We start from the raw sequence: 15,230 nt of genomic DNA on the forward strand, positions 1-15,230 counted from the left end.
CCCTCAATGCCGACGACCTAAAACGATCTTTCTTTACCCGTCCCGGGGACCCGGCGGACACTCCCCTGCCGACTTCTGGCCACCGGTGGCGCCCACGGCGCGCCGCACACCCGCATCCGCCGTCACACCGGCCTCCCGCACCTCTCCCGACCAGGCTGAGCGCGGAGGGTCCGAATTCCGTACGCCCCGAACCTCCAGAAAGAAGCGGCGGCCATGTAACCTTTGGGAGAAATTCGTCCTACCATCGGTGGTCTAGGCCACATTTATACCCCTGCCAGCAGGGACTTCCTGGTTACCGGTTAGTAGAGATGCACTTTCCGGGGTAAGCGACCAGGATGGAAGACGACCTACACCAGACAAAAGTCCATCCTCGGAAGGCGAGACCCAGTGGCTTCCGGACGCCAGCGTTTCTCGGTCATCAGCGACGGCCTACCCAGCCAGCTTCCTGATGTCGACCCCAGCGAGACCCAGGAGTGGCTCGAGTCGCTCGACAACGTCATCAAGACGGAAGGTCGCACTCGAGCCCGTTATTTGATGCTTCGCCTGTTGGAACGGGCTCGAGAGCACCAGGTCGGCGTGCCCGGCCTGCGCAGCACCGACTACATCAACACCATTCCTCCGGAGCGCGAGCCCTGGTTCCCCGGCGACGAGCACGTCGAGCGGCGGATCCGCGCCTACATCCGGTGGAACGCCGCGGTCATGGTGACCCGGGCCAACGCCCGTACCAACGTCGGCGGTCACATCGCCACCTATGCCTCGGCCGCGTCGCTGTACGAGGTGGGTTTCAACCACTTCTTCCGCGGCAAGGACCACGGCGAGTCCGGCGACCAGGTCTTCTTCCAGGGCCACGCCGCGCCCGGAATCTACGCTCGCGCCTTCCTGGAGGGCCGGCTCAACGAGCCCCAGCTCGACGCCTTCCGGCAGGAGCTGTCGCACGGCTTCAAGGGCCTGCCGTCCTACCCGCACCCGCGCCTGATGCCGGACTTCTGGGAGTTCCCCACGGTCTCCATGGGCCTGGGCCCGATCGGGGCGATCTATCAGGCTCGGTTCAACCGCTACCTGCTGAACCGAAAGATCAAGGACACCAGCCGTAGCCACGTCTGGTGCTTCCTGGGCGACGGCGAGATGGACGAGCCGGAGTCGTTGGGCGCGATCGGCCTGGCCGCCCGTGAGGAGCTCGACAACCTCACCTTCGTCATCAACTGCAACCTGCAGCGGCTCGACGGCCCGGTGCGCGGCAACGGCAAGATCATCCAGGAGCTGGAGTCCTACTTCCGGGGCGCCGGCTGGAACGTCATCAAGGTGGTCTGGGGCCGCGACTGGGACCCGCTGCTGGCGGCCGACGTCGACGGCGTGCTGGTCAACAAGATGAACACCGTCCCCGACGGCCAGTTCCAGACCTACTCCGTCGAGTCGGGCGAGTACATCCGCGAGAACTTCTTCGGCGGCGACCCCCGCCTGCGCAAGATGGTCGAGCACCTGTCGGACGAGGACATCCGCAAGCTGTCGCGCGGCGGACATGACTACCGCAAGGTCTACGCGGCCTACAAGGCGGCCAGCGAGCACGTCGGCCAGCCGACGGTCATCCTCGCCCAGACCATCAAGGGCTGGACGCTCGGCAAGGACTTCGAGGCGCGCAACGCGACGCACCAGATGAAGAAGATGTCCAAGGCCGAGCTGAAGGAGTTCCGCGACCGGCTCTACCTGCCGATCCCGGACTCGGCTCTGGAGGGCGACCTGCCGCCCTACTTCCACCCGGGCGAGAACGACCCCGAGATCGAATACATGAAGGAGCGCCGCGCGGCCCTGGGCGGTTTCCTGCCCAAGCGCGTGGTCCGCGCCAAGCCGGTCAAGCTCCCCGGCGACGCGGCCTTCGCCCAGCTCAAGAAGGGCTCCGGCAAGCAGAACGTCGCCACCACCATGGCGTTCGTCCGGTTGCTGAAAGACCTCATGCGCGACAAGGAGATCGGCCACCGCTTCGTGCCGGTCATCCCGGACGAGGCACGCACCTTCGGTCTCGACGCGATCTTCCCGACCGCCAAGATCTACTCGCCGCACGGCCAGACCTACGACGCCGTGGACCGCGAGCTGCTGCTGTCCTACAAGGAGTCGACCGAGGGTCAGATCCTGCACGAGGGCATCAGCGAGTCCGGGTCGATGGCCTCGACGATCGCCGCCAGCACGGCGTACGCCACGCACGGCGAGCACATGATCCCGATCTACATCTTCTACTCGATGTTCGGCTGGCAGCGCACCGCCGACCAGATGTGGCAGCTCGCCGACCAGATGGGCCGGGGCTTCCTGCTCGGCGCCACCGCCGGCCGCACCACGCTGAACGGCGAGGGCCTGCAGCACGAGGACGGCCACACCCCGCTGATCGCCTCGACGAACCCGGCGGCGGTCTCCTACGACCCCACGTGGGGCTTCGAGGTCGCGCACATCGTCAAGGACGGCCTGCGGAGGATGTACGGCGAGCAGCCGGAGAACATCTTCTACTACCTGACCGTCTACAACGAGCCCTACCAGCAGCCGGCCGAGCCTGCCGACCTGGACGTGCAGGGCCTGCTCAAGGGCCTGTACCGCTTCGCGGCCGCACCGGCCGCGCCGGGTCCGAAGGCCAACATCCTGGTGTCCGGCGTGGCCGGCCCGTGGGCCATGGAGGCCCAGCGGATGCTGGCCGAGGAGTGGGGCGTGGCGGCCGAGGTCTGGTCGGCCACCTCCTGGGCGGAGCTGCGCCGCGAGGCGCTGGCCGCCGAGGAGCACAACCTGCTCAACCCCGACGCCGAGCAGCGCGTGCCGTACGTGACCCAGGTGCTGTCGGCGGCCCAGGGGCCGTTCGTGGGCGTCAGCGACTACATGCGCGCTGTGCAGGACCAGATCGCCCAGTGGGTCCCGGGTGACTGGACCTCGCTCGGCACGGACGGTTTCGGCCTGTCGGACACCCGGTCGGCGCTGCGCCGCCACTTCCACGTGGACGCGGCCTCGATCACGCTCGCCGTGCTCACCCAGCTCGTCAAGCGGGGCGAGCTCGACGCCGCGGTGCTGAACGACGCGATCGCCAAGTACCACCTGAAGAACGGTGTCACCGAAGCGGGCGGCGCCGAGAGCAACGACACTCAGTCCATGGGGCTGTGATCCCTGCCGGGCGGGTCCTTCTTCGGAAGGCCCCGCCCGGTTAGGGTGGAATCGCTTCCCCCGGCGAACGAATCGAGGGGAGCACTCCGTGCGAAGATTACTGACGGCTGCCACCGTGACGACGGTCCTGTCCACCGCGTTGGCCGCCTGCAGTGGCGGCGGCGCACCCGGCGGGTACGGCGCCGCCGGCGGTCCCACGTCCGGTTCCGTCCACGACTCCACCGGAAGCTCGGTCGCTGCGCCGGGCGCGATCGACTGGGGGCCGTGCACCGACATCGAGCGCCCGGACGGAGAGCCTGCCAAGCCGGACCCGAACCTGCAGTGCGGGAAGCTGAAGGTCCCGCTCGACTACGCCAAGCCCACCGGCGAGACGCTGGAGATGGCGGTGATCCGGGTCAAGGCCACCGGCCCCGGCGCGCGGATCGGCTCCCTGGTCTTCAACTTCGGCGGCCCGGGCGCCTCAGGCGTCGACACCCTCGCCCAGGCCGTCAAGGTCTTCGGCACCCTGCGCGCCCGCTACGACCTGATCAGCTTCGACCCGCGCGGGGTGGAGCGCAGCTCCGGGATCAGGTGCGGCGACAAGCAGATCATGGACAGGTTCACCTCGATGAACAGCGTGGCCGCCAATCCGGAGGAGCAGGCCGCGATGGACAGGATCATCAAGGAGTTCGCCAACGCCTGCGCGCAGACCTCCGGCAAGATCCTCCCCTACGTCGGCACGGTCAACGCCGCCCGGGACATGGACCGGCTCCGCGAGGCGGTGGGCGACAAGCAGCTCAACTACTTCGGCATCTCGTACGGCACGCAGCTCGGCGCGATCTACGCGACCAAGTTCGCCGGGAACGTGGGCCGTTTCGTGCTGGACGGCCCGCTCGACCCCAGCGTCACCCTGGAGCAGCGCACACTGATCCAGACGGCCGGCTTCCAGCAGGCCTACCAGTCCTTCCTGAAGGACTGCGTCCGGGGTCCCGGCCAGTGCGAGCTGGGCGCCGACACGACCATCGCCAACAAGAACGTCGACAGCTTCCTGGCTCAGCTGCAGAAGAAACCGCTGCCGGTCGGCGACCGCGAGCTCACGCAGGGCCTGGCCGGCACCGGCGTCGCCGCCGCGCTGTACTCCAAGCTGACCTGGCCGCTGCTCGAACAGGCCCTCAGCCAGGGGTTCAAGGACGACGGCCGGATCCTGCTGGCCCTGGCCGACAGCTACAACGGCCGCAAGCCCGACGGCTCGTACTCGACCCTCATGAGCAGCTTCCCGGCCATCAGCTGTGTCGACACCGCCGAGCGGCCGAGCCCGCAGGAGCTGGCCAAGGTCCAGGCGGCGGCGTTGAAGATCTCCCCGCTGTTCGGCAGCGCGGGGCTGGGGACCATCTGCCGGGTGTGGCCCGCTTCGGGCAGCGACGAGGCCAGGAAGGTGAACGCCGCCGGCTCCGCGCCGATCGTGGTGGTGGGCGGCACCGGTGATCCGGCCACGCCGTACAGGTGGGCGCCGAAGCTGACCGGGGAGCTCACGACCGGCGTGCTGGTCACCTACAAGGGCGAGGGCCACGGCGCGTACCTGTCGGGTGACGCGTGCGTGAAGAAGGTCATCGACGCCTACTTCCTCGACGGGAAGGTCCCCGCGAAGGGCACCACCTGCCCCGCCTCCTGACTCCACGCCAGGACTCCACGCCAGGACGCCCCGCCGGGGGGACGCGCGCTACCCGCAGACCTCCGGCCGGGGCAGGCCGGTCTCGAAACGGAACCCGACCCTGCCGAAGTGGCGCCTGAGCAGTGCCTCCATGGTCCCGTTCGCGTACATGGACGCGATCGCCCCGTTGATCGCCCGGCAGGCCTCGGGGTCGCCGGCCTTCAGGGCGACGCCGTACCGTTCGGTGGTGAGCCGGATTCCGGCGATCTTGAGTCCGATCCCGCGCAGGCGGGCGCCGAACCCGGCGATCAGCACGTCGTCGCCGGGCAGGGCGTCGGCGCTGCCGTCGGCCACCCGGGTCGCGCACTTGGAGGTGTCGTCGTCGTGGACGGCGACGAATCTGACGCCCCTGTCGCTGATCATGGGACTGGTGGTCTGCCCCTTCGGCAGGCAGATCCTCCTGCCGCGCAGGTGCTCCACCTTGGAGATCCTCACGCCGGCCCGGACGAGCACGTCGCGATGGGCGATGTAGTACGGCCCGGCGAAGGCGACCCGGCCGCGGTCGGCGCCGTCGATCGAGAGGTTGGCGATCACGAGGTCCACCTTGCCCCGCTCGACCGCCGCCTCCCGGTCGGCGTAGCCCACGGGCACGAACCTGACCCTGCCCTCGGGCACCTTCAGGGCCTTGGCGATGTGCTGGGCCACCTCGATCTCGAACCCGCTGGGCGGGTCACCCAGCGACACCCCGGGCAGGCCGTTGCGGTAGCCCACTTTGAGCACGCCGCCGCCCCTGATCCGATCGAGCAGCGCCGAGCCGGTGGAGGTCGCCGTGGGAGTGGCGGTGGCGGGAGCGCTCCGGGCCGGTGGGACCTCGACGTTCCCGCCGAAGGCGGGGCCGAACTGGATGAAGGCGAAGGCCGCGGCCACGCCGAGGGCGGCGGCGCCGGCGGCGACCAGACGACGGCGACGGCCGGCCGGAGCCCGCCCCTCTGCCCGGGTCAGGTCGACCGTGGCGACCTGGGCGCCCTCTGCGAGCACCTCCTCGGACGCCTCGGCCTCGTCCACCGGATGGCCGAGCAGGCGTTTGAGCACCTCGTCGGAGGTGGGCCGCAGCCTCTGGTCCTTGTGCAGGCAGGAGGCGACGACCGCGCGCAGGCCCTCGGGGAGGGCGCTCAGGTCGGCCTCGTGGTTGATGACCCGGTTGAGCGTCGCCACGATCGTGTCCCCGCCGAAGGGCGCCTTGCCCGTGGCGGTGAAGACCATGGTGGAGGCCCAGGCGAACACGTCGGCGGGGAAGCCGACATGCTCCTCGGCGATCTGCTCGGGCGCCATGTAGGCGGGGGTCCCGACCGCGCGGGTGGTGATCGTCCCGCTCTCATCGATGATCTTCGCGATGCCGAAGTCGACGACCCGGGGACCGTCCGCGGCGAGCAGCACGTTGTCCGGTTTGAAATCGCGGTGGGCGATCCCGGCGTGGTGGATCGCGGTCAGCGCGGTGACCGTGCCGACGGCGAGCCGTTCGAGCGCCTCCCCGCCGAGCGGCCCGTCGCGTTCGACGACCTGGCGCAGCGAGGGTCCGTCGATCAGCTCGCTCGCGATGTACGGCGTCTCACCGTCGAGGTCGGCGGCGAGCACCCGGGCGGTGCAGAAGGCCGCGACCCGGCGGGCCGCCGTGAGTTCGCGCGCGAAGCGGGATCTCGCGTGGACCTCGCCGGTGAAACGCACGTGCAGCAGCTTGATCGCGGCGTGTTCTCCGCTGTCGGACTCCCCCAGGTAGACGACCCCCTGACCGCCCTCCCCCAGCCTGCCCCTGAGCGTGTAGTCCCCCAACTGCGGCGGATCCCCGGGCCGCAGCGGTCTGGTCTCCGGCATCGCCGACCCCTCGTATGCACCGCTTTGCCCAAGCATTACACATCGGCACGGTGAAGATCACACGCTCTCGCCAACCCCTTGGACATAGAGGACGGTCAGGCTGAACGGTCAAGCTGATTCGCCGGAAGAGCGTTCGACGAGGTCCTCGCCGCGCCTGGGGCGGCAGGAAGGGAATCGCCATGAGAAAAGGCACCGAGCGCCGCCCGGCGGCGCCGTAACTCAGGCGGCACCCGGGGCTTGGGCGGCCTCGGCGATCCGCGCGGCCGTGCGGGAGGCGAGATCGAGGGCTCGGCGCGCGTCCGCCTGGACGAGACGGCCCGCTCGCTTCACGATCCGGCCGGCGACGATCACGGTGTCCACGTTGCTGGTGTCGGCGCAGGTCACCACGGCGCCGATCGGGTCGTGCACCGGCGCGAGGTTGAGGGCGTCGGCGCGGAGCATGATGATGTCGGCCTGCTTGCCCGGTCGCAGCGAGCCGATCCGGTCCTCCATGCCGAGGACCCGCGCCCCCTCGGCGGTCGCCATCCGCAGCACCTCGGCCGTGGTCAGCGATCCGCCCCGGACCCGTTCCCCGGCGAACGCGGCGCGCATGACGGTGAACAGGTCGCCCGGGGCGTCGGTGACCGTGTCGACGCCGAGCCCCGTCGGGATCCCGAACCCGAGGAACCTGCCGGTCTCCGGATGCCCGTGCCCCATCTGGGACTCCACGACGGGTGCGACCGAGGCGACGCCGCCGCTGTCGGCGATGAGCTTCATCGCCTCGTCGGTGAAGCCGTTGCCGTGCACGAACATCACGTCGGGCCCGAGCAGGCCGCTCTCGTGCAGCCGCTCGACCGCCCCGACGCCGGTCGCGTGCAGGCTGATCGGAAGCCCGAGCTCACGGGCCAGCCGCCAGTCGGCCTCGGCCGCGCCGATCGAGCCGTAGACGGGCCCCCATGCGGCCAGGGCCGGGGTCACCAGGTCCGGCAGGCCGAGCGAGGCGATTCTCCGCACCTCGTCCTCCCTGCGTGCGTCGTCGTCGCCGGCCGGGTGCGCGTAGGCGAAGACGCTCCGGAGCCCCGACTCGCGCAACGCGTCGATCGCGGCGTCGGTGTGCGCGGGGGTGAGCTGGATGTGCGACCAGTCGTAGACCGTGGTGACGCCGGCGTTGAGCGCCTCCAGAGCGCCCCACAGGTTGGCGGCGTAGACGTCCTCCGCCCGGAAGGCGGGGGCGAGCCGGCCCAGGATGAGGCCGAGGTATTCACCCAGCGTCGCGTCGGCCGCGATGGAGCGGATCACGCTCTGCCAGACGTGCCGGTGCGTGTCCACGAAGCCGGGCAGCACGATCCGGCCGGTCGCGTCGACGACCTCGGCGGCTCCGGGGTCGACGCCGAGCCCGGGGCCCACGGCGACGATCGTCCCGTCCTCCACGAGCACGTCCGCTCCCGGCAGGACGCGGGGCTGCGGATCGGTGTCGATCACGGTCCCGTTGGTGATGAGCATGCGCACGAGAAATCTCCCTGTCGTAAAAGCAATCTAAAAAGCTTTTCGAAAAGCTATCAGGTGAGAGGACTATCCTCAATCCCATGGCACGGCGAGACACGACACAGCGCGACCACGTCGACGAGATGATGGAGGGATGGCGGGCCGAGCTGCCCGAGGCCGCCACCGTCCAGCTGGAGATCATCAAGCGTGCCGGGCGCCTGAAGTCCCTCGTCGAGGAGGTCACCCAGTCCGTGCTGGGCGCCTACGGACTGACCTACGCCGAGTTCGACGTCCTGGCGACGCTGCGCAGAGCCGGCGCCCCCTACCGTCTCAAGCCCAGCCAGCTCGCCTCCCGCTCCTCGCTCACGACGGGAGGGACGAGCAACATCCTGCAGCGGCTCACCACCGCGAAGCTCGTCGAGCGCGAGCCTGACGCCTCCGACGGCCGCAGCTCCTGGGTCCGCCTGACGCCACTGGGCGCGCGGCGGGCCGAGGAGCTCGCCCTGGCCACGACCGAGGCCCACGGGAGCCTGCTCGCCGGCGTCCCGCAGGACACCGCGCGGGCCCTGGCCGACCTGCTGCGCGAGGTGCTGCTCGCCCTCGGCGACCGGCCGGCCCCCTCCCACCGGGGCTGAACCGCCCGGCGGCGGCCCACACCACCACGCTCACTCCAGGTCCGGAGCCCCCACGATCATCTGGGGGATACGCGAGGAGAACCGCTCCTGCCCGCGCTCGGGCGCGGCCTCCTCGGTCTCCTCGGCCCGGCCGATACGGTCGAGCCGGAAGGCCCGCGCGTCCTTTCGGAGCCGGCACATGCCCACGAGATACCAGTGGCCGCCACGCCCGCCCACGAAGATCACCGGCTCCACCTCGCGCGTGGTGACGCGGCCCTTGCGGTCTTCGTATTCGATCCGCAGCACCCTGCGGTGCAGCAGCGCCTGCTCGATCACGCGCGACACCCGGGGATAGGGCTCCGGCTCGACGGCCGTGCGCGCCCCGGCGACCGGCTTCCCGGCCCCGGCCTCCACCGCGCCTTCCGCCTCCCCGCCCCCCTCGACTTCTTCGACCTCTCCGGCTTCCCCGACTTCCCTGGTTTCCCCGACTCCTCCGGCTTCTCCGGCGGGCGTCATCGCGGCGACCAGCTTGTGCAGGGCGCTGCGGGCGTGGAGGGCCAGGGGGTCCTCCCCCGCCCGTTCGAGCGCCACGGCGACCGCCGCCGCCTCGGCCGGGGTGAAGTCGATCGGAGGCAGCGACAGGCTCCTGCCCAGGGCGTAGCCGCGCCTGCCGGGCTCGGCGTGGATCGCCACCCCCGACCGCTGGAGCGCGGAGATGTCGCGCTCGACCGTGCGCACGCTCACCTCGAACCTGGCGGCAAGCTCCCGGGCCGACCGGAACCGGGGCGAGATCGCACGAAGCTCCTCGACCAGAGCGTAAAGCCGATCAGTACGGTTCACATTCACGACGTTACGCGCCGATACCGACAGTCTCGATGGACGTCGATCACTACACCGTAGTTGAACAGACAAAACAGCATCGATAGCCTGTGGCGACACATCTCATTGGAGTTTGATGGCCGCAGCATCGAAACACCCACTGGCCGCAGGACAGGACCCCCCGCACCTGCCCGCCAAGTCCTCGGGCTCGAAGGCGTCCAAGGTCATCACGCTCACCGGGCTCGGCGTCGTCTCGGTCCTGCTCATCGGCTACTGCTCGGCGCAGGACGACTACGCGGAGGTCGGCGCCGACTGCGTGGACCTCAACAGCCGGCAGCCGGACGGGTCCTACACGGTCGTGGACGAAGACTACTGCGACGACTCCCACTACCACGGCTACCACGGTTCCCGGGGCGCCTACAGCTGGTACTACGGGGGCGTGCGCTCCGGAGCGCGGATCCTGCGCGGCACCACCGTGCGGCCCTCCGACGTCACGATCACCAGCCGCAAGGGCACCGTGATCCAGCGCGGCGGCTTCGGCGGCCGCAGCGGCTGGGGCAGCGGGAGCTGAGCCCGGGCAGATGAGACGCGAGACTTCGCTCCCCCGGGACGACTGGGAGAGCATCATCGAGGGCCACGGCCTGGCCTACCACCGTTCGGCCCACCCCGGCGGTCTCGACCGCCCCTACTGGGACGAGGGCGTGCAGTACGTCTTCTCCATGGACGAGGTCCTCGACCTGGAGAACCAGGTCGAGGAACTGCACCGGATGTGCCTGCACGCGGTGGAGCACGTCATCGAGCACGGCCGCTACGCCGACTTCGCCATCCCCGGCTGGGCGGCGCCGGAGATCGCACGCTCCTGGGAGCGCAACGACCCCCACCTGTTCGGCCGCTTCGATCTGCGCTACGACGGCACCGGCCCCGCCAAGCTGCTGGAGTACAACGCCGACACCCCGACCAGTCTGCTGGAGAGCTCGGTCGTGCAGTGGTTCTGGCTGCGGGACCGCTACCCCGACGACGACCAGTGGAACTCCATCCACGAGCGGTTGATCGACCGCTGGCAGCAGATAGCGGCCGTCCTGCCCAGCGGGCCGGCGCACTTCGCCTGGACCAACATGGACGAGACCGGCGAGGAGGCGATGACCCTCGCCTACCTCCAGGAGACCGCCGACCAGGCAGGGCTGAAGACGATCGCCGTGGCCATGGAGGACATCGGCTGGGACGGCCTCAACCTGCGGTTCGTGGACATGGAGGGGCGGGTGATCCGCTCCCTGTGCAAGCTGTATCCGTGGGAGTGGGCGGTCGCCGACCCGTTCGGCGCCCAGGCGGTGCGTCAGCAGGTCTCGATGACCTGGATCGAGCCGCTGTGGAAGATGCTGCTGTCCAACAAGGCGCTGCTCGCCGTGCTATGGGAGCTGTATCCGGGCCATCCGAACCTGCTGCCGGCCTACCTCGACGGCCCCCGTGACATGGCGTCCTACATCGCCAAACCGCTGCTCGGCCGGGAGGGCGCGAGCATGCGGATCGTCACCCCCGGCGACCGCGTCGAGACCCCGGGCGGCTACGGCGCCGAAGGCTACGTCTACCAGGAGTTCCAGCCGCTGCCCGTCTTCGACGGCTGGCGTCCCGTACTCGGCGCCTGGGTGATCCACGACGAGGCGGCCGGGGCCGGCATCCGCGAGACCTCAGGGTTCATCACCGACGACACGTCGTCCTTCGTCCCCCACCGCATCGAACTTTAGAACCCGGAGAGAACACCATGCCTCCCATCCCCTCGCCCGTCCCGGCCGGCGCCGAGACGGCCGCCCTCTCGCTCGCCGAAATCCTCGGGCGTGGCGCGCTCGCCATCGTCTCCTACGCCGCGCTCGGCGTGATCCTGCTGATCATCGGCTTCTACGTGATAGACATGGCCATCCCGGGCAAGCTCAGCCAGCTGATCAAAGCCGACCGTAACCCCAACGCCACGCTGCTGACCGGCTCCGGCCTGGCCGCCGTGGGGCTGATCGTCGCGGCCTCCATCTGGTCGGCGGGCGGGGCCCTGCACGAGGGCCTGCTCGCGACCGCGGTCTTCGGCCTGGTCGGCATCGCCGTGCAGACGGTCGCGATGGTCGCCTTCGACAGGGTCGCCGGCATCTCGGTCCGCGAGCTGGTCCAGGAGCCCGACCTCCAGCCCGGCGCCCGCCTCCTGGCGGTCACCCACCTGGTCATCGGCCTGATCACCGCCGTCGCCGTCATCTGACCGGGGCGGTGTGGAGCGCCTCGCCGTACGGGGCGCGAGGCCGCGCCGACCGGACGGCGGCTGGCGCATCTCACGCGACCTGGCACTCTTAGTGACGTGAGGGAGCGGAACGAGCGAGGCAGCAAACACGGCGACGTCCTGGTCGAGCCCGGCAGAGGGGAGCCCGACCAGGACCGGGTGCGAGAAGACACCACCCGCCGGCTGGAGCGGGCCATGGGCACACTGGGCACGGCGGCCATGGCGAGGATGGACGACCGGCTGATGTGGTTCCGTGCCCTGTCGGCCGAGGACAGGTCCTGGGTCGGATTGGTGGCCCAGGCGGGGATCGCCGCGTTCGTGGAATGGTTCCAGCACGCCGGAGAGGGCCGCCCGACCCCGAGCATCGAGTTCTTCGGCACCGCGCCCCGGGAGCTCAAGCGCTCCATCTCGCTGCAGCAGACCGTCGACATCGTCCGGATCGTGGTCGAGGTGGTCGAGGCGCAGACCGGCGACCTGGCCGCGCCCGGCGGGGAGGACCAGCTGCAGCAGGCGATGCTCCGCTACACCCGCGACGTGGCGTTCGCCGCCGCCCAGGTCTACGCGCGGGAGGCCGAGGCGCGCGGCGCCTGGGACGCGCGACTGGAGGCTTTGATCGTCGACGCCCTGGTCCGGGGCGAGGTCGACGACGGCCTGCACTCGTGGGCCGCCGCGCTCGGCTGGACCTCCTCCCCCATCGTGGTGCTGGCCGGGCACACCCCCGACGACGACCCGCAGGCGGTGATCGACGGGCTGCGCGACCGGGGACGCAGGTCCGGGCTGGACATGCTGGCCGGGGTCCACAACGACCGGCTGATCGTGATCGTGGGCGGGGCCGACAGCGTCAGCGCCGCGGCCAGGCACGTGGTGCCGCGCTTCGGGCCCGGCCCGATCGTGATCGGGCCGGAGGTGAACGACCTGCAGGCCGCCGCGAGTTCGGCGCGGGCGGCGATCGCCGGCCTGCGGGCCGCCTCCGGATGGCCCGACGCCCCCCGGCCCGTCCACGCCGAGGACCTGCTGGCCGAACGGGCGATCGACGGCGACGGCGACGCCAGGGGCCAGCTGATCGAAAACGTCTACCTGCCGCTGGTGGGCACGCCGCTCCTCGACACGCTCGCCACCTACCTCGAACAGGGCACGTCCCTGGAGGCCACGGCCCGATTGCTCTTCGTGCACCCGAACACGGTGCGCTACCGCCTGCGTAAGATCACCGAACTGACCGGATACCAGCCCACGGAGGGGCGTTCCGCCTTTACCCTGCAGGTCGGGCTTATTTTGGGCCGCCTGTCCGAAACAACCGGGATCTAGTTCTCTTTACTTAACATCCGCGAAACTCCCGCTGTAGGTTTCCTACAAAAAGATGTGGATAAAGTTCGTTCGTATCCTTATCCGTGTAGCGGACTTCTACAGGGCAGGCTGGTTTTCGTGCTCGTCATCGTCGCTCCGGGCCAAGGCGCCCAGACTCCAGGTTTCCTGGCCCCATGGCTCGACATACCGGGCCTGGCGGACCGCCTGTCCGCATGGTCCGAGCTGGTCGGCATCGATCTGATCGCCTACGGGACCACCGCCGGCGCGGACGAGATCCGTGACACCGCGGTCGCGCAGCCCCTGCTCGTGGCCGCCGGGCTGGCCGTCGCCGAGGTCCTCGGGGCCTCCCCGGCGATCGTCGCCGGTCACAGCGTCGGGGAGCTGACCGCCGCCGCCCTCGCCGGGGTGCTCACCGCCGAGCAGGCCCTGACCCTGGTCCGCGAACGCGGTCAGGCCATGGCCAAGGCCGCCGCGATCACCGAGACGGGCATGGTCGCGGTTCTCGGCGGCGTCGAAGAAGACGTGCTCGCGGCCATCGACGCGCACGGCCTCACCCCGGCCAACGTCAACGGCGCCGGGCAGATCGTGGCCGGCGGCACGCTGGCGCAGTTGGAGGCCTTCAAGGCCGACCCGCCCGCGCGTGCCCGGCTGATACCGCTCTCGGTCGCCGGCGCGTTCCACACCGTCCACATGGCCCCGGCGGTCGATCACCTGCGCGAGGTCGCGGCCGGCGTCACGCCCGGCGACCCGTCGGTGACCCTGCTGTCCAACGCGGACGGCGCGGTGGTCACCAGCGGCGCCGAGTTCGTGGAGCGGCTGATCAACCAGGTCGCCAACCCGGTCCGCTGGGACGCCTGCATGGCCACGATGTCCGACCGGGGCGTCACGGCGATGATCGAGCTCCTGCCCGGCGGCACGCTCACCGGCCTGGCCAAGCGTGCGCTGCGCGGGGTGACCACGGTCGCCCTGAAGACTCCCGACGACCTCGACGCCGCCCGTGAGGTTCTCAGTGCATCGGCCTGAACCCGGCGCGGTGAGCGCGGCGACCCGCGAGCCACAAGTGGCTCGCGCAGCGAACGAGAAGTGGTGAGCGACGGATGAAGACCCCGCAGGGCGCTCCTGGCGCGAAGATCCTGGCCCTCGGCCACTACCAGCCGTCCAGGGTGGTCACCAACGCCGAACTGTCGGCCACCATGGAGACCAACGACGAGTGGATCCAGAGCCGCGTCGGCATCAAGGAGCGCCGGATCGCCTCCGCCGGTGAGTCGGAGATCGACCTCGCCGTGCAGGCCGGCGGCAAGGCCCTCGCCGCCAGCGGGCTGTCGGCCGCCGACATCGACCTGGTGATCGTCGCGACCTGCACGCTGGAGACGCAGATCCCCAACGCGGCCGGCCGGGTGGCCACCCGCCTGGGCATCGACGCCCCCGGCGCCTTCGACGTGAACACCGCCTGCTCCGGCTTCTGCTACGCGCTGGCCGTCGCCAACGACGCCATCCGCGCGGGCTCGGCCACCAACGTGCTGGTCATCGGCACCGAGAAGCTCTCCCAGTGGATCGACTGGACCGACCGGACCACCGCGGTGATCTTCGCCGACGGTGCCGGCGCCGCGGTCGTCGGCCCCTCCGACGTCCCCCGCATCGGCCCGGTGGTGTGGGGCAGCGCCGGCGACAAGTCCGACGCGATCATCATCAAGGACCGCGACTCCTTCCTGCACCAGGAAGGCCAGACCGTGTTCCGCTGGGCCACCACCGCGCTTCACCCGGTCGCCAAGGAGGTCTGCGAGCGTGCCGGGGTGAACCCCGCCGACCTCGCGGCCTTCGTGCCCCACCAGGCCAACCTGCGCATCATCGAGGCCATCGCACGCAAGATCGGCGCCGACAACGCCGTCATCGCCAAGGACATCGTGCTGGCGGGCAACACCTCCGCGGCCTCGATCCCGCTGGCGCTGTCGCGGATGGTCGAGCGCGGCGAAGTCCAGTCGGGCGGCCTCGCTCTGCTGCTGGGCTTCGGCGCCGGCCTGACCTACGCCGGCCAGGTCGTCGAGATCCCCTGAGCGTCCGGTGCGGCTTCGCCGTACAGGGCGCGTCGAGACCCTCTGAAGCTTGTACGGCCACGGCCGTGCAGAACAAGAAG

The 15,230-nt window shown here is 70.3% G+C and carries 12 protein-coding genes; 9 read left to right on the forward strand and 3 right to left on the reverse strand.

What is annotated here, in order from left to right; translation table 11 throughout:
* The first annotated feature begins 387 nt into the window (after positions 1–387).
* On the forward strand, positions 388–3,135 hold the full coding sequence (aceE, locus tag ACQPYK_RS36435; protein ID WP_433241556.1) for a pyruvate dehydrogenase (acetyl-transferring), homodimeric type: 2,748 nt from the start codon (positions 388–390) through the stop codon (positions 3,133–3,135).
* A gap of 88 nt (positions 3,136–3,223) precedes the next feature.
* The gene (locus tag ACQPYK_RS36440) at positions 3,224–4,786 is read left to right on the forward strand and encodes an alpha/beta hydrolase (protein WP_433241559.1); all 1,563 of its coding nucleotides are present in this window, start codon (positions 3,224–3,226) and stop codon (positions 4,784–4,786) included.
* A 48-nt stretch (positions 4,787–4,834) separates the two neighbouring features.
* On the opposite strand, the gene ACQPYK_RS36445 is transcribed toward ACQPYK_RS36440, so the two are convergent.
* Complete coding sequence (locus ACQPYK_RS36445) at positions 4,835–6,637, reverse strand: protein kinase domain-containing protein (protein WP_433241562.1); 1,803 nt, start codon at positions 6,635–6,637, stop codon at positions 4,835–4,837.
* 219 nt (positions 6,638–6,856) lie between these two features.
* Positions 6,857–8,119: an amidohydrolase family protein gene (locus tag ACQPYK_RS36450; protein ID WP_433259020.1), complete on the reverse strand. Its 1,263-nt coding sequence runs from the start codon at positions 8,117–8,119 to the stop codon at positions 6,857–6,859.
* 83 nt (positions 8,120–8,202) lie between these two features.
* Between ACQPYK_RS36450 and ACQPYK_RS36455 the strand changes: the two genes are divergently transcribed.
* The gene (locus tag ACQPYK_RS36455) at positions 8,203–8,736 is read left to right on the forward strand and encodes a MarR family winged helix-turn-helix transcriptional regulator (protein ID WP_433241565.1); all 534 of its coding nucleotides are present in this window, start codon (positions 8,203–8,205) and stop codon (positions 8,734–8,736) included.
* A 30-nt stretch (positions 8,737–8,766) separates the two neighbouring features.
* Here the strand turns inward: ACQPYK_RS36455 and ACQPYK_RS36460 are convergent, their stop codons facing one another.
* Positions 8,767–9,555 carry a helix-turn-helix transcriptional regulator gene (locus ACQPYK_RS36460; protein ID WP_433241568.1) on the reverse strand — a complete coding sequence of 263 codons (789 nt, stop codon included), beginning with the start codon at positions 9,553–9,555 and terminating at the stop codon, positions 8,767–8,769.
* A 115-nt stretch (positions 9,556–9,670) separates the two neighbouring features.
* On the opposite strand from ACQPYK_RS36460, the gene ACQPYK_RS36465 reads away from it, so the two are divergent.
* The 6 genes from ACQPYK_RS36465 (at position 9,671) to ACQPYK_RS36490 (ending at position 15,150) form a co-directional block, all read left to right on the forward strand.
* Positions 9,671–10,105, forward strand: coding sequence for a hypothetical protein (locus tag ACQPYK_RS36465; RefSeq protein ID WP_433241571.1), 435 nt, complete (start codon positions 9,671–9,673; stop codon positions 10,103–10,105).
* Between the two features lie 10 nt (positions 10,106–10,115).
* Entirely contained in the window at positions 10,116–11,276 is a 1,161-nt protein-coding gene (locus ACQPYK_RS36470; protein WP_433241574.1) for a glutathionylspermidine synthase family protein, read from the forward strand.
* Positions 11,277–11,293: 17 nt separating this feature from the next.
* The gene (locus ACQPYK_RS36475; RefSeq protein WP_433241577.1) at positions 11,294–11,773 is read left to right on the forward strand and encodes a DUF350 domain-containing protein; all 480 of its coding nucleotides are present in this window, start codon (positions 11,294–11,296) and stop codon (positions 11,771–11,773) included.
* Between the two features lie 96 nt (positions 11,774–11,869).
* Entirely contained in the window at positions 11,870–13,096 is a 1,227-nt protein-coding gene (locus ACQPYK_RS36480) for a PucR family transcriptional regulator (RefSeq protein ID WP_433241580.1), read from the forward strand.
* Positions 13,097–13,213: 117 nt separating this feature from the next.
* Entirely contained in the window at positions 13,214–14,119 is a 906-nt protein-coding gene (locus ACQPYK_RS36485; protein WP_433241583.1) for an ACP S-malonyltransferase, read from the forward strand.
* Positions 14,120–14,193: 74 nt separating this feature from the next.
* Complete coding sequence (locus ACQPYK_RS36490; RefSeq protein WP_433241586.1) at positions 14,194–15,150, forward strand: beta-ketoacyl-ACP synthase III; 957 nt, start codon at positions 14,194–14,196, stop codon at positions 15,148–15,150.
* Positions 15,151–15,230 lie beyond the last annotated feature (80 nt).

It is taken from the genome of Streptosporangium sp. CA-135522 (assembly GCF_050949235.1).
Lineage (GTDB): Bacteria > Actinomycetota > Actinomycetes > Streptosporangiales > Streptosporangiaceae > Streptosporangium.

What these genes read in the sequence shown, in the direction of transcription:
- ACQPYK_RS36465 (WP_433241571.1), top strand. Translation starts at nt 9,671, where the DNA reads ATGGCCGCAGCATCGAAACACCCACTGGCCGCAGGACAGGACCCCCCG.
- ACQPYK_RS36450 (WP_433259020.1), bottom strand. Translation starts at nt 8,119, where the DNA reads ATGCTCATCACCAACGGGACCGTGATCGACACCGATCCGCAGCCCCGC.
- ACQPYK_RS36445 (WP_433241562.1), bottom strand. Translation starts at nt 6,637, where the DNA reads ATGCCGGAGACCAGACCGCTGCGGCCCGGGGATCCGCCGCAGTTGGGG.
- ACQPYK_RS36455 (WP_433241565.1), top strand. Translation starts at nt 8,203, where the DNA reads ATGGCACGGCGAGACACGACACAGCGCGACCACGTCGACGAGATGATG.
- ACQPYK_RS36475 (WP_433241577.1), top strand. Translation starts at nt 11,294, where the DNA reads ATGCCTCCCATCCCCTCGCCCGTCCCGGCCGGCGCCGAGACGGCCGCC.
- ACQPYK_RS36490 (WP_433241586.1), top strand. Translation starts at nt 14,194, where the DNA reads ATGAAGACCCCGCAGGGCGCTCCTGGCGCGAAGATCCTGGCCCTCGGC.
- ACQPYK_RS36470 (WP_433241574.1), top strand. Translation starts at nt 10,116, where the DNA reads ATGAGACGCGAGACTTCGCTCCCCCGGGACGACTGGGAGAGCATCATC.